A 14,774-nucleotide genomic window follows, 5' to 3' on the forward strand; every position below is an offset into this window, starting at 1 on the left:
AATTATCTTCTTTTACAATCAATTAATAGTGACACTTACCACATTCTAAACCACCTTGCATAGCAGCTGTAAGCTTCTCTACACCATATTTCTTAGAAAGCTCTTCATGAATTTTATCATAATAAGCATTACCTTCCATTTTCACATTTGTTTCTCTGTGACAATTAATACACCAACCCATAGTTAAAGGAGCATGCTGACTAACAACTTCCATTTCCTCAATAGGACCATGACATGTTTGACATTCTACACCTGCAACACTAACATGCTGTGAGTGATTAAAATATACAAAATCTGGCAAGTTATGTATTCTAACCCACTCTACAGGCTTAGATTCACCAGTATATTTTTGATTTTCTTCATCCCAACCAACAGCAGCATAAAGTTTCTTTATCTCTTTTGTATAAAATTCATTGGTGTAGCCATTTTCAATATCAGACTGAGAAGGCCCCTCCGGATTACCTTTGTATTCATAAATTGACTTATGACAGTTCATACAAATATTTAGCGACGGAATACCAGAAGTTTTAGAAACTCTAGCTGAAGAGTGACAATACTTACAATCTACCTTATTATCACCTGCATGCACTTTATGAGAAAAATGAATTGGCTGAACAGGCTCGTAACCCTGATCTATACCAACCTGCATAAAATACCCATACACAAAATAAGCACTAGTAAGCAACAAGAATACAACAGACACCAAAACCAAAAACTGATTTTGAACAAACGCCTTCCAAACAGGAATACGCTTTTCAGCTCTTTCTCTTTCTACATCAATACCGTTTGCCTTAGCAATGTTACGCAACGTTTTGTTTACCATAAACAACATTGCAACTAATAAAGCAAAGACTAAAGCCAAAGCACCTAATATAACCTCATTAGAAACCCCACTATTAGACCCAGCTTCTCCACCACCTGCAACAGGAACAGACGCCGCACTAGCAGGCTTCTCTTCTACCGCAGAAGTATAAGCTAAGATATTATCAATATCCTCATTACTCAATGTAGGGAAAGCAGTCATTGCAGTATTATTATACTCTGCAAAAATCTTATTAGCATAAGAATCTCCAGACTTAATAACACCTGAACTATTTTTAACCCACGCATAAATCCACTCACGATCCAAACCTTCTTCCTCTAAACGAGACTCCACATTCCTTAAAGCAGGACCAGTACCCTTCCTATCTAAAGAGTGACACGATGCACAATTCTGATTAAAGATCTGTTTCCCCTTTGCAGGATCAGCATTTTCTGATTGAGAAAATAGGGATACTGAAAACAGCATTGCAGCTATCAGATTGACACCCAAAAATTTAGAAAGTTGATTACGGTATAAAACCTTTTTCATATTTAAAATATTTCTATCGAAATCCTGGCACGATAATTACTATATAACAGGCACACGCCCTATATCGCTTCTTAAATTGAAGGCAAAAATACGACATAGACTTAAATTTGGAAATGTTAAGGGATTGATAATTTATAATTTATAATTGTTCTAAATAATAATTATGCCTTATGTTTGATTTATAATATTTTACATTTGTAAGCGCTTATTAATATTAACTTACACTACTCATGAAAACACTTTACACAACCTTACTATGCTTAAGTTTTAGTGCTTTTTGCTTTGCACAAGAAGGACAAATAACAATTAAGCAAGATGAAGGACTAGAAAAGCTCTTAAACCTATACGCCGAAAACAACAAAACATCTAAATACTACACCATACAAATACACTCTAGCCAAAGCCCAAGTAAGGCTAACAGTGAAAAAAATGAAGCAGAACAAAATTTTAAAAATTGGTACTCTGAAATTAGTTTTTACGAGCCAAACTACAAAGTTAGAATTGGGAAATTCAACACAAAATTTGAAGCTCAACAAAAACTTATAGAGGTTCAAAAAAAATACCCAAATGCATTCCTAATAGCAGACCAAAAGGAGAAATAAAACAAAAAGAACAACAAGCACACTAAAGAGCAACTTAACCATAAGTTGCTCTTTTTTTATACCCACAAGAAAAAGTAAAGTTTTTATGTGTTAAAATAAATTTTTAATTTTATAAGAAACAAAACCCTAAATAAATGAAAAATAAAAAAATCTACTTAAGCATATTTACACTAACATTATGCTTCACAATATGCACTGCTCAAGAAGGAGAAACACTAACAAAACAAAGTGAATCAACCACTATACAAACTACAAATAGTAAGCTAATTTCCCCTCCATTCTCTATTCAAATACACCAAAGCGAAACCCTTAAAGATGCAAACAATATAAAATCTAAAGCAAGAAGAGATTTCCCTGGAATTACCTCATATTTAAAAAACGATAACAACACATACAGCATAACCTTAGGAAAGTTTAAAACCCTTAACGAAGCCCAAGAAAGACTAAAAACAATTAAAAGAAAATACCCTCAAGCCGTTCTATTATCTAATCAAAAAGAATAAACGAAAAGCATTTAAAAACAAAAAAGCGACTCATTACTGAGTCGCTTTATTTATATCTAAACTAAAGTTATTATTTCAACTTCTTTTTAACAGCTACCTCTTGGAAAGCCTCTACAATATCACCTTCTTTAATATCATTGTAATTCTTAACCTGAAGACCACAATCATATCCTTTAGCAACTTCTTTAGCATCATCCTTAAATCGTTTTAAAGAAGCAAGTTCACCAGTATATATCACTACACCGTCACGTATTAAACGTATACCTGCATTTCTAACTAATTTACCTGTTAACACCATACAACCGGCAATTGTACCAACCTTAGATATTTTAAAGGTCTCACGTATTTCTGCAGTACCAAGAATTTCTTCCTTCATCTCTGGAGAAAGCATTCCCTCCATTGCATCCTTAAGATCATTAATTGCAGCATAAATAATAGAATACATTCTAATATCTATTTCTTCTTTTTCTGCAATTGCTCTTGCATTACCCATTGGCCTAACATTAAATCCGATAATAATTGCATCAGAAGCCGAAGCTAACAACACATCAGATTCGGTAATAGGACCAACCGCTTTATGTATAATATTTACTTGTATTTCCTCTGTAGATAGTTTCTGGAACGAATCTGTTAACGCCTCAACAGAGCCATCAACATCACCCTTAAGTATTATGTTAAGCTCCTTAAAGTCTCCTAATGCAATACGTCTTCCAATCTCATCTAATGTAATATGGCGTTGCGTACGAACAGATTGTTCTCTTTGCAACTGAGAACGCTTAGAAGCTATTTGCTTAGCCTCACGTTCATCTTCTAAAACATTAAATTTATCTCCAGCTTGCGGAGCACCATCTAAACCTAATATAGATATTGGTGTTGAAGGACCTACCTTTTGAACATTATTACCACGTTCATCTTGCATTGCCTTAATTTTACCACTACAAGTACCTGCTAAAACATAATCTCCTATCTTAAGCGTACCAGCTTGTACCAAAATTGTAGAAACATAACCTCTACCTTTATCTAAGAAAGCCTCAACAACAGTACCAGAAGCTAGTTTTTTAGGGTTAGCTTTCAACTCCAATAACTCTGCCTCTAACAATACTTTTTCTAAAAGCTCTTTAACACCTGTTCCTTTTTTAGCTGAGATATCTTGAGATTGTATTTTACCACCCCAATCTTCAACCAATAAATTCATTTGTGCTAAACCTTCTTTAATTTTATCTGGGTTAGCCGTTGGCCTATCAATCTTATTTATTGCAAAAACAATTGGCACACCAGCTGCTTGAGCATGACTAATTGCCTCTTTTGTTTGTGGCATAATGTCATCATCTGCCGCAATAACAATAATAGCAATATCCGTTACCTGAGCACCACGTGCACGCATAGCAGTAAAGGCCTCGTGACCCGGAGTATCTAAGAACGCTATTTTTTGTCCGTTATCCAACTGAACACCGTAAGCACCAATATGCTGTGTAATACCACCACTTTCACCGGCAATTACATTTTCTTTACGAATATAATCCAACAAAGAAGTTTTACCATGATCTACGTGACCCATTACAGTTACAATAGGGGCTCTTTCTTTTAAATCTTCTGGAGCATCTTCTTCCTCTACTATAGATTCTTCAATCTCAGCAGCAATAAATTCTACCTCATAACCAAACTCCTCTGCAACTATAGACAATGTTTCAGCATCTAAACGCTGATTCATAGTAACCATAATTCCAAGAGACATACAGGCAGATATAATTTGTGTACTAGAAACCTCCATCATAGTAGCAACCTCTCCAACAGTAACAAACTCTGTTACTTTTAAGATTTTACTTTCTGCTTCTTGCTTCTCTAGATCTTTTTCAGTCTGCTGACGGTGCTGATCTCTTTTATCTCTTCTATATTTAGCCCCTTTACCTTTTTTAGATTTACCTTGAAGTTTCTCCAAAGTTTCTCTAACCTGCTTTTGCACTTCTTCTTCAGTAGGCTCAACTTTAACAACAGGAGCATTAAATCTACCTTTGCCTTGTCCACCTTTACCTCTGTTTCCGCCTTGACCACCTTGTCTGTTATTACCTCCTGGCTTGTTATTACTAACAATTCTTTTACGACGTTTTTTCTTATCTGCGCCAGCACCAGTATTTTTAGGAGCCTCTTTCTTTTTAGGTTTATTAAACTTAGACAAATCAATTTTTGCACCCGTAAGCTTAGGTCCAGATAATTTTTGATATTGCGTAGTTATAACCGTATTTTCTTTTGTTTCTGGCTCTTTAGTTTCTTCAGGCTTTTTCTCTGCCGCTACTTTTGGCTTAGGCTCTTCCTTTTTAACAGGAGCAGGCTTTTTAGGAGCTGGTTTCTTTTTACCTGCATCTAAATCTATTTTACCAACAGTTTTAGGACCAGGCAATTCTACCTTACCAGTTTTAACCGAAGACTCCTTAGCCACTGGTTTTTCAACCGGCTTAGGCTGTTCTTTAGCAACAGGCTTTTCTGCCTGAACAGGTTTTTCTTCCTTAGGAGCTGCTTTTTCTTCTGCAGGAGCTGGCTTATTTTTAGCCGAATCAAGATCTATTTTACCAACAGTCTTTGGTCCAGACAATTCAGCCTTAGCCCTAACAACTTCTTGCGCAGCTGCTCTTTTTTCTCTTGCCAAACGCTTTTCCTCTTGCTCTTGTTCCAATTGCAATCTAAGCGCTTCTTTTTCTTTACGTTTTTCCTCGCCAACTTCCTTAGAAGCAACTTTTTTACTCATGTCAGTTTGGAATTCATCCAAAAGAACTTGGTATACCTCATTGGAAATCTTAGTAGTAGGCCTTGCCTCCACCTCATGTCCTTTGGACGAAAGGTGGTCTATAGCCCTATCTAAAGAAATATTTAATTCCCTGAGGACCTTATTGAGCCTTATTGTTGCATTCTCTGCCATAAACAAGTATTCGTATTCTTAAATTTTTGCTAATATATAGCTTAATCTTCTAATTCTTCTTTAAGTATGCGTACAACTTCTAAAATAGTTTCAACTTCTAAATCTGTACGCTTTGCTAAATCTTCAGAATCTTGCTCCAATACGCTTCTTGCCGTATCTAAACCAATCTTCTTAAATTCCTCTATAATCCAGTTATCAATTTCATCAGAGAACTCTGTTAACTCAACATCCTCTTCTACCCCTTCACGGAATACATCAATCTCATAACCAGTTAATTGACCTGCCAATCTAATATTATGACCACCTCTACCTATTGCTCTTGAAACCTCATCTGGCTTTAAATAAACTTGAGCCGTCATTTTTTCATCATCTAATTTTACAGATGATATTTTTGCAGGACTTAATGCTCTTGTAACTAACAACTGTGGATTGCTAGTCCAGTTAACAACATCAATATTCTCATTACCTAATTCTCTAACAATACCATGTATTCTAGAACCCTTAACACCAACACAGGCACCTACAGGATCTATACGATCGTCATAAGAATCTACTGCAACTTTTGCTTTTTCTCCTGGGATACGCACCGCCTTTTTAATAGTAATTAAACCATCAAAAACCTCTGGTATCTCCTGAAAAAACAGTTGCTCTAAAAATTTAGGAGATGTTCTAGACATTACAATAGAAGGCTTATTACCTTTTAATTCTACGCTTTCTATAATACCACGTACATTATCTCCTTTTCTAAAGAAATCTGAAGGTATTTGCCTGTCTTTTGGCATTACTATTTCATTACCTTCATCATCCACTAAAATTACAGCTCTGTGCCTTATATGATGCACCTCTGCCGTGTATATTTCACCTTCTAAATCTTTAAATTGCTTATAAATTGTAGTATTATCATGCTCATGAATTTTAGCTATTAGGTTTTGACGCAATGCTAAAATTGCACGCCTTCCTAAATCTATAAGCTTAACCTCTTCAGATACATCTTCTCCAACTTCAAAATCTGGTTCAATCTTGCGCGCATCTGTTAATGAAATTTCTTCATTAGGTTCTTCTACCTCTCCATCTTCAACTACAATACGGTTTCTCCATATTTCTAAATCCCCTTTATCTGGATTAATAATGATATCAAAGTTATCATCAGAACCAAATTTCTTTTTCAAAGCATTACGAAATACTTCTTCCAAAATTGCCATTAACGTTACCCTATCTATGAATTTATCATCTTTAAATTCTGAGAAAGATTCTATTAGCGCAATATTTTCCATATTGATTTATTTATTAAAATTTTAATACAACTTTTGCTTCCTTAATATCAGAAAATAAAATTTCTTCTTTTTTCTGAACGGTAACTTTTCCTTTTCCAATGGGCTTTTGCTCTCTAGCTTTCCACTCCAATGTAATAGCTTCTTCCGTAGCGGCAGTTAATTGCCCTTCAAAATTACGACCTTCTATTGTTTTTACCTCTAATTTTCTACCAATATTTTTTGCATACTGCCTAGGTAAAACCAACGGAGAAGATGCTCCTGCCGAAGCAACTTCCACAGAGAAGTCTTGCTCTTCCCTATCTAAGTTGTGATCTATAGCCCTGCTAACCGCAACACAATCCTTAAGTGTAACACCATTATCACCATCTAAAACTATATTAATTTTAAAGTCTGGTGTTATAGTAAAATCTATTAAGAATAGTGAAGGGTTTTCTTTTAAAGCCCCTTCCAACAAAGATGTAACTTGCTCTTTAAACATAACTCTTTTTACAGAAATTTTATTAAACCAAAAAAAGTATAGTTAATAAAAGAGGGGACTATTTAAGTCCCCTCATGAATACATTATATTCTTTCAGCGATGCAAAGATACATATTATTTTTCACAAATTAAAGTGATCCTAACTGTAGTTTAGGTAATTATGTATATTTTTAAAAACTAAACACAAACTAACACCCAAAAATGGAAATATTATCCTCATACAATCTTATTATCGCCGCATCGGTCATTATTATTATTTCTTTCCTTTTTAACGGAATTTCTAAAAAAACAAACATACCATCCGTTCTAATGCTTATTGTTTTAGGCGTGATAATAAAGTATGTTTTAGAGTTTATTGGAGAAGACAGCATAAACTTTTTTCCATCCTTAGAACTACTTGGCATTGTAGGTTTAATAATGATTGTTTTAGAAGCCGCACTTGAACTAAAGCTGAAGCGAGAAAAATTAATCCCTATTTTAAAGTCCATGGCAATTGCTTTAGTTGGTCTTCTTGCATCTGCATACGTTGCCGCACTAATTTTAAATCAATTTATAGACGGAATGACAATGCAATCTGCTTGGCTTTATGCAACACCACTATCTATTTTGTCTAGCGCAATCATTATTCCTAGCGTAAGTGGTCTTCCCGAAAACAAAAAAGAATTTCACATTTACGAAAGTACCTTTTCTGACATTATGGGAATTATGATGTTTTACTTTTTAACAGGAAACCTAAACCCTACAGAAGATGCAGGCAACGGAGCTGCAAGTTTTGCAAGCAATATTGGACTAACCATAGTAATATCTATCATTGCCAGTTACGCAATTATATTAGTTTTTCAACAAATTAAATCACAAGCAAAACAGTTTTTATTAATTGCAGTATTACTACTCTTATATGCGTTAGGCAAAAAGCTACACCTATCTTCTTTAATAATCATTTTAATATTTGGGTTAATAATTGCCAATATGAATTTATTTTTTGGCGGGTTTTTATCTAAATACCTAAACAAAGAGCGAGCCGAGCAAATTTACCACGAACTACATATTATTACACTAGAAACAGCCTTTGTAGTGCGTACATTCTTCTTTGTTATTTTTGGTATCACCATTGTTATATCTTCTTTATTTAGCATGAACGTAGCAATTACAAGCATTTTAATAATTGTATCTATATATATTATCAGGTTTATTATTCTACGCGTTTTTGTAGGCGGAGATATTTTTCCACAACTTTTTATTGCACCTAGAGGACTTATTACCGTTTTATTATTCTACGCAATACCACAAGAAGCACAAATTGAAACTTTTGATTCTGGCATTTTACTTTTTGTAATTATTGGCACAAGTTTAATTATGACAGCCGCAATGATTAAAGACAAACGTAAAATGAATACTATTTTAGATGAGATTGATGAAGACATAGATGAAATAGATAAACTACATGATGAAAATGCCTCTGATGACAGTTATGAAGCCACAACCAACAACACAGATACAGAACTACCTAAAAAAGATAACACAGGCAACACACACAACACAGAAGACAATGAACACATAAATGACTAAAACAAAAAAACCCGATATCAAATTGATATCGGGTTTTTACTTAACATTAGTTGGCCCACAAGGACTCGAACCTTGAATGACGGTACCAAAAACCGGAGTGTTGCCAATTACACCATGGGCCAATGCTTGTTTTGAGGGTGCAAATTTATAATAAACTTTCGTTTACACAAAACATTTTTTAAAAAAATTTTTAAACTTTGTTAAACCTTTATAAAATTTTATCTCTCATATCTCAATTTATTACTAAATTCGCCTTAATTCATAAACAAAAAAAACCGTATGTTCTCTAACAATTTTAAAAAATGGGATACCATCCTTGGCTGGGTAGCCTTTTTAATTGCATTTATTACTTATCTAATAACTGTAGAACCTACAAGTAGCTTTTGGGATGCTGGGGAATACATTGCTACTTCTGCAAAACTACAGGTAGGACACCCTCCTGGAGCTCCCTTACTACAAATAATAGGCGCATTTTTTGCAATGTTTGCAACAGACAAAACACAAATTGCTAGTATGGTTAATTTTGTTTCAGGAGCATCTAGCGCCTTTACAATTTTGTTTATGTTTTGGTCTATAACCAATTTAGCAAAGAAACTTATACTTAAAGAAGCTAATAGTGTTTTAACAAACAGTAAAGCCATTGCAATATTAGGTAGCGGCTTAGTTGGCTCTTTAGCTTTTACTTTTTCTGATAGTTTTTGGTTTAACGCTGTAGAGACAGAAGTTTACGCTATGGCCAGCTTTATAATGGCCTTACTTTTATGGCTGGGCCTTAAGTGGGTTGATGAACTAGACCAACCTAGAGGAAACAGATGGATTATTATGATCTCTTTTGTTATAGGACTTACATTTGGTATACAGTTTATGGGTTTTTTAGCTATACCTACAGTAGGACTATTATTTTACTTTAAAAAATACAAAGAGACTACAATTAAAAACTTTTTAATTGCCAACATTGCAGTAATTGCCGTTTTAATGTTAGTCTACAAATTTTCTCTAACATACGTTTTAAAGCTTTTTGGTTGGAGTGAAGTTTTCTTTATTAATAACATAGGCCTACCATTTAACTCTGGTTCTATTATAATGGGTATAATTTTTATTTGCGCATTTGCTTTTGGCTTAAATTACACCAGGAAAAATAACTTTAAAACTGCAAACACTATTGTTTTGTGTTTAATGTTTTTATTTCTAGGATTCTCTACCTGGCTAATGCTTCCAATACGTGCAAATGCAAATGTAGTTATTAATGAAAACGATCCATCTGACGCAAGATCATTACTAGCATACTATAACAGAGAACAATACCCTGGTGTAGACAGTCCTATATATGGCGCATATTATTCTGATGCTTTTTCTTCTGGAGGAGAACCTAAAGATGGTAAACCAAAATACGAAAAAGATCTAAAACTTGGCAAGTACATAATTGTAAATAACTACAAAGATGCAGACCAAGGAGCAGATAAAAATCACACAGGTTTTTTACCTAGAATGTGGTCTAGAGAAAATGCAGAAAACTATATGAAATACTATGGCGCATTAGATTTTAAAATAAAACCTAAATATTTAGGCAATCAAGACTTAAGAGACATCTCTAGACAACTAAAAGACGGTCACGCTACAGGTGAAATAGGAACAGAGCAATATATTGGATTTTTAAGAGAAGCTAATAGCGAAGGATACATAGAGGTTATACCACCAAGCATATGGGACAACATTAAATATATGATGGATTTTCAGTTTGGATATATGTACTGGCGTTACTTTATGTGGAATTTTGTTGGTAAACAAGATGACGTACAAGGAAGATACAACAACCATGGTAACTGGATTAGCGGTATAAGTTTTATAGACAACCACCTAGTAGGTAGCCAAGATAATTTGCCAAGTGATATTTTAAACAACAAAGGAAGAAACACATACTTCTTCCTACCTCTTATATTAGGAATTATTGGTATTCTTTTTCAAATAAAAAAAGACCCTAAACAATTTTGGGCCCTATTAGTATTCTTTTTATTCACTGGTTTAGCCATTCAATTTTACACTAATCCTGCCATATTTCAACCTAGAGAAAGAGACTACTCTTTAGTTGGGTCTTTTTACGTATTTGCAATTTGGATTGGCATAGGAGTTGCTGGCTTGTATGACGAACTAAAAAAAATAACCTCTGCAAAAATTATTGCTCCAATAATTACTATTGTCTGCCTATTAGCTGTACCAACACTTATGGCCTTTCAAAACTGGGATGATCATGATAGATCTAACAGGTTTACCGCAAACAGTACTGCAAGGTCTTACTTAGACTCTACGCAAGAAGATGCAGGAGCAATTTTATTTACTATTGGAGACAATGATACTTTTCCGCTATGGTACCTACAAGAAATTGAAGGCTACCGTACAGATGTACGTATTATTAACACTAGTTTATTTGCTACAGATTGGTACATAGACCAAATGAAAAAGAAAGCCTACACAAGTGACCCTATACCATCTCAGCTAACACATAAAAAATACAGATTTGGCTCTAGAGATGTTATCTACGGAAACCCACTAGAGCAATTTAAAGACAAAAGGTTAGATATTAAAGATTTTATGAACTGGATTGCCAGTGACAAACCACAGAATAAACTTAGATATCTTTACCAAAGGCAAGGCGCAGACCTTAGTCAGTATCCAGATAATCTTTTAGATTTAATTTATTACCCTACTAATAAAATACGCATACCAGTAAACAAGAAAAATGTTTTAGAAAGCGGATTGGTAAAACCTGAAGACGAAGATTTAATTGTAGATTATATAGATATTGACTTACCAGGTTCATTAAGTAAAAACCGTTTACTAATGCTAGACTTACTAGCTAACAATGACTGGAAAAGACCTATATATTTCTCTGGTGGTAGTTTTGATAACGGCGAATACATTTGGATGAAAGATTACTTACAACTAGATGGCTTAGCATACAAATTGGTGCCAATTAAAACTAAAAATGCAAACCCTTATGATATGGGGCGCATAGATAGCGAGTTAATGTATAGCATTGTTAAAAAATGGGAATGGGGTAATTCTGGAAGTTCTGATATTTACCACGACCCTCAAACAAGATCGCAATCTATTAGCTTTAGAGGTAACCTTGCAAGACTTGCAGAACAACTTATTGAAGAAAACAAAATAGAAAAAGCAAAAGACATTATAGACATTGCTGTTACCAATATGCCTGTAGACTATTTTGGGTACTACGCCTTTGTAGAGCCTTTTGTAGATGGATATTTTAAAGTTGGCGAAACACAAAAAGCAAAAGATTTATTTGCTCAGCTAAAAACTAAGTATCAAGAAAACTTAGCATACTACAACACATTAGATCTAAGTCAACAATACGTTAGAGAAAATGATATCTTAGGAGACCTTGAAAGCTATTTTAGACTTATAGATATACTTAAATCTAATAAAGAGACCAAGTTAGCCGAGCAAGAAGAATTGATTGCTACTGAGTTCTTAAACAAGTTTTCTCATTTTAACAAATCCAGAAGACTAATACAGGAAGAAACCCCTGAAGAACTGCCAATGTCAGATCCAGATTTACCAGACTCTAGTACAGTAGACACAAGTGCTACTGTACTACAAGATAGCATAAACTAACACAAGAATAGCTTGTGTTAGTTTATATCATAATAAAATATAATTACTATTTTTTATAGGTATTCTTTAAGCAACGCAATAAGTGTATTTGCATCTTGCTCTCCGCTTTGGCGCCAAACCATTTCGCCATTTTTGTAGATCATTAATGTAGGTAAGCCTTTTACACGCAATGCCTGCGCAAGCTCTTTATTTTTATCTACATCAATTTTAATAATTTTACCTTTATCACCTAAAGCCGCAGCTACATCCCTTAAAACAGGGTGCATTTGTGATGATTGCTCATTCCATTCCGCATAGAAATCTAGCAATACAGGTACTTGTAAATCTATTAGTTCTCCAAATTTAGACATAAATAAATCTTTGGGTTGTTAATCAAAAGTAAGAAAAATTGTTAAATTATACAGTTTAAGCCATTTTTTTACCACTAATGCAGTCGCAAAACTAAGCCAACTCTTTCTTTTTAAGTGTAATTACCGTAATCTCTGGCCATATACCTACCCTACCCGGATAGCCTAAAAAGCCAAAACCACGATTAACATTTATGTACTGCCCCATTTCTTTGTATATACCCGCCCAATAGCGGTATCTCCATTTAATGGGACTCCATTTTATCCAGCCAGGAATTTCAATTCCAAACTGCATTCCGTGCGTATGTCCACTTAACGTTAAGTGATAATGGTAATCATCATTAATAACTTCATGCTCCCAGTGAGAAGGATCATGACTCATCAATATTTTAAAATCATCTTTACCTACATTTGCAGTAGCCTTTTTTAAATCTCCTGCTTTTTTAAATCCACCAACACCCCAGTTTTCTACTCCAACTAAGGCTATTTTATCACTCCCTTTTTGCAGAAATCTACTATCATTTAAAAGTAAATCAAAACCAATCTCTTTCTGTATTTCTTTTAACTTATCTAAATTAGCTTCTTTTAGCTCATCAGAATCCCAGTTAACATAATCACCATAATCATGATTGCCCAATACAGAGTACTTACCATCTTTTGCTTCAAGCTTAGAAAAAATATCTTTCCAAGGCTCCATTTCATCTGCTATATTATTCACCATATCACCAGTAAATAATAAAACATCACTCTTTTGCTCATTAATTAAATTAATAGCATATTTTATTTTCTCTTCATCATCAAAACTACCACTATGTACGTCTGATATTTGTGTAATTTGATATCCATTAAAAGCATCTGGCAAATCATCAAAAGCCAATTCATACTTTAAAACCTTAAAATTATATTTCCCTTTAGCCATACCATAAAGCAAAGCTCCAAACGGCAAAGAAGCCAAGCCTAAACCTATTAAACTTAAAAAACGTCTTCGACTAGGCAACACAAACTCTTTAGATGTTCCAAAAAATTTAGTATAAAGCCCTGCTAAAAAACGAATAATATCTTCAGAAAAAAGAAAAATAATAAGCACTAAATTAAATGCCATTACACTTAATAAAAAGCCAAAAGCATAGCTCATAGAAATACTAATAACCCTACCTTCATTACCCACACTAAATTGGTAAATAAAATTGATAACAGCCAAAAGTGACACCCCAATATAAAGGTAATGCAGCCAATTAACTTTAGTTGTTGTTTTTAATGCCTGAAAAGCATAAAACCCCAAAACCGAATAAATTAGGACAAAAATAATCCAACGAAGCATAATCTATTTTTTTTTGCAAAGGTATTTGTTTGTTAAAGAGAAATACCTATTTAAGAGTTATTTAACAAAGCAACCACTTGTTTTATAACCTCTACACTAGATGTTGCTATTTGATTTTCTACCAAAAAAGAATTAGAAATCATAGGTAAAGGCACATCTTCATCTAAGGTTTTACAAAAAATAGTACCTGACATATGCAATGCTTTAAACCCTTCATTTTTAAAATTGACAATATTATCTACTCTTAATCCGCCCCCTGGCATTATCACACAGGTTGATCCTTTTTTGTTTAATTTAGAGAGCAAAGGAATACCCAATAAAGCCGAAGCTTTTTGCCCGGATGACAACACATAATTAACACCCATACTTTGCAATGTTAAAAATGCTTCTTCTGGATTCTTAAGCCAATCAAAAGCTCTATGAAAAGTAAATTGCAAAGTCTTTGCCTCATTAATTAAAATTTGAGTTCTTTCTTCATCTAATAGAAAATTTTTAAGCAAAACACCTGTAACAATACCCGCACAACCCAACTGTACACATAAAGCAATATCTTGTTTCATTACTTCAAATTCAGAATTTGAATATGTAAAATCTCCACTTCTAGGCCTAATCAATATATGCACAGGTATATTCACCGCATTTAGCACAGCTTTAATAAGACCATATGAAGGCGTTACACCACCAACACCAAGTTCTGCACACAACTCTATTCTGGTAGCACCTGCTTTTTCTGCATTTATAGCAGATTCCAATGAATTTGCGCACACTTCTAAAATCATATT

11 protein-coding genes and 1 tRNA gene are annotated in these 14,774 nt (G+C 33.9%); 4 read left to right on the forward strand and 8 right to left on the reverse strand.

Annotation, left to right across the window (positions count from 1 at the left end; all coding sequences use genetic code 11):
* Positions 1-22: 22 nt before the first annotated feature.
* Positions 23-1,351 (reverse strand): cytochrome c3 family protein, encoded by a 1,329-nt coding sequence (locus tag JM80_RS01225; RefSeq protein ID WP_144709005.1) that lies wholly within the window; start codon positions 1,349-1,351, stop codon positions 23-25.
* Between the two features lie 230 nt (positions 1,352-1,581).
* Here JM80_RS01225 and JM80_RS01230 point away from each other — a divergent pair, with 230 nt between their 5' ends.
* Positions 1,582-1,953 carry an SPOR domain-containing protein gene (locus tag JM80_RS01230; protein ID WP_013621423.1) on the forward strand — a complete coding sequence of 124 codons (372 nt, stop codon included), beginning with the start codon at positions 1,582-1,584 and terminating at the stop codon, positions 1,951-1,953.
* Between the two features lie 134 nt (positions 1,954-2,087).
* Entirely contained in the window at positions 2,088-2,456 is a 369-nt protein-coding gene (locus JM80_RS01235) for an SPOR domain-containing protein (protein WP_013621422.1), read from the forward strand.
* Between the two features lie 70 nt (positions 2,457-2,526).
* On the opposite strand, the gene infB is transcribed toward JM80_RS01235, so the two are convergent.
* Genes infB through rimP form a run of 3 tightly spaced genes read right to left on the reverse strand, consistent with a single transcriptional unit; the run spans position 2,527 to position 7,122 of the window.
* Positions 2,527-5,370 (reverse strand): translation initiation factor IF-2, encoded by a 2,844-nt coding sequence (infB, locus tag JM80_RS01240; RefSeq protein ID WP_075695080.1) that lies wholly within the window; start codon positions 5,368-5,370, stop codon positions 2,527-2,529.
* Between the two features lie 41 nt (positions 5,371-5,411).
* Positions 5,412-6,644 (reverse strand): transcription termination factor NusA, encoded by a 1,233-nt coding sequence (gene nusA, locus JM80_RS01245; protein ID WP_144709007.1) that lies wholly within the window; start codon positions 6,642-6,644, stop codon positions 5,412-5,414.
* A 13-nt stretch (positions 6,645-6,657) separates the two neighbouring features.
* Positions 6,658-7,122: a ribosome assembly cofactor RimP gene (gene rimP, locus JM80_RS01250; protein ID WP_144709008.1), complete on the reverse strand. Its 465-nt coding sequence runs from the start codon at positions 7,120-7,122 to the stop codon at positions 6,658-6,660.
* Between the two features lie 201 nt (positions 7,123-7,323).
* Between rimP and JM80_RS01255 the strand changes: the two genes are divergently transcribed.
* Complete coding sequence (locus tag JM80_RS01255; RefSeq protein WP_144709009.1) at positions 7,324-8,691, forward strand: cation:proton antiporter; 1,368 nt, start codon at positions 7,324-7,326, stop codon at positions 8,689-8,691.
* Positions 8,692-8,741: 50 nt separating this feature from the next.
* On the opposite strand, the gene JM80_RS01260 is transcribed toward JM80_RS01255, so the two are convergent.
* Positions 8,742-8,813: transfer RNA gene (locus JM80_RS01260), tRNA-Gln, on the reverse strand.
* Positions 8,814-8,970: 157 nt separating this feature from the next.
* On the opposite strand from JM80_RS01260, the gene JM80_RS01265 reads away from it, so the two are divergent.
* The gene (locus JM80_RS01265) at positions 8,971-12,324 is read left to right on the forward strand and encodes a DUF2723 domain-containing protein (RefSeq protein ID WP_144709010.1); all 3,354 of its coding nucleotides are present in this window, start codon (positions 8,971-8,973) and stop codon (positions 12,322-12,324) included.
* A 53-nt stretch (positions 12,325-12,377) separates the two neighbouring features.
* On the opposite strand, the gene JM80_RS01270 is transcribed toward JM80_RS01265, so the two are convergent.
* The 3 genes from JM80_RS01270 to JM80_RS01280 form a co-directional block, all read right to left on the reverse strand.
* On the reverse strand, positions 12,378-12,674 hold the full coding sequence (locus JM80_RS01270; protein ID WP_013621416.1) for a co-chaperone YbbN: 297 nt from the start codon (positions 12,672-12,674) through the stop codon (positions 12,378-12,380).
* Between the two features lie 91 nt (positions 12,675-12,765).
* Complete coding sequence (locus JM80_RS01275; protein WP_144709011.1) at positions 12,766-13,992, reverse strand: metallophosphoesterase; 1,227 nt, start codon at positions 13,990-13,992, stop codon at positions 12,766-12,768.
* Positions 13,993-14,042: 50 nt separating this feature from the next.
* Positions 14,043-14,771, reverse strand: coding sequence for a copper homeostasis protein CutC (locus JM80_RS01280; protein WP_144711133.1), 729 nt, complete (start codon positions 14,769-14,771; stop codon positions 14,043-14,045).
* Positions 14,772-14,774: the final 3 nt, after the last annotated feature.

Source organism: Cellulophaga sp. RHA_52 (assembly GCF_007827205.1).
Classification (GTDB): domain Bacteria; phylum Bacteroidota; class Bacteroidia; order Flavobacteriales; family Flavobacteriaceae; genus Cellulophaga; species Cellulophaga lytica.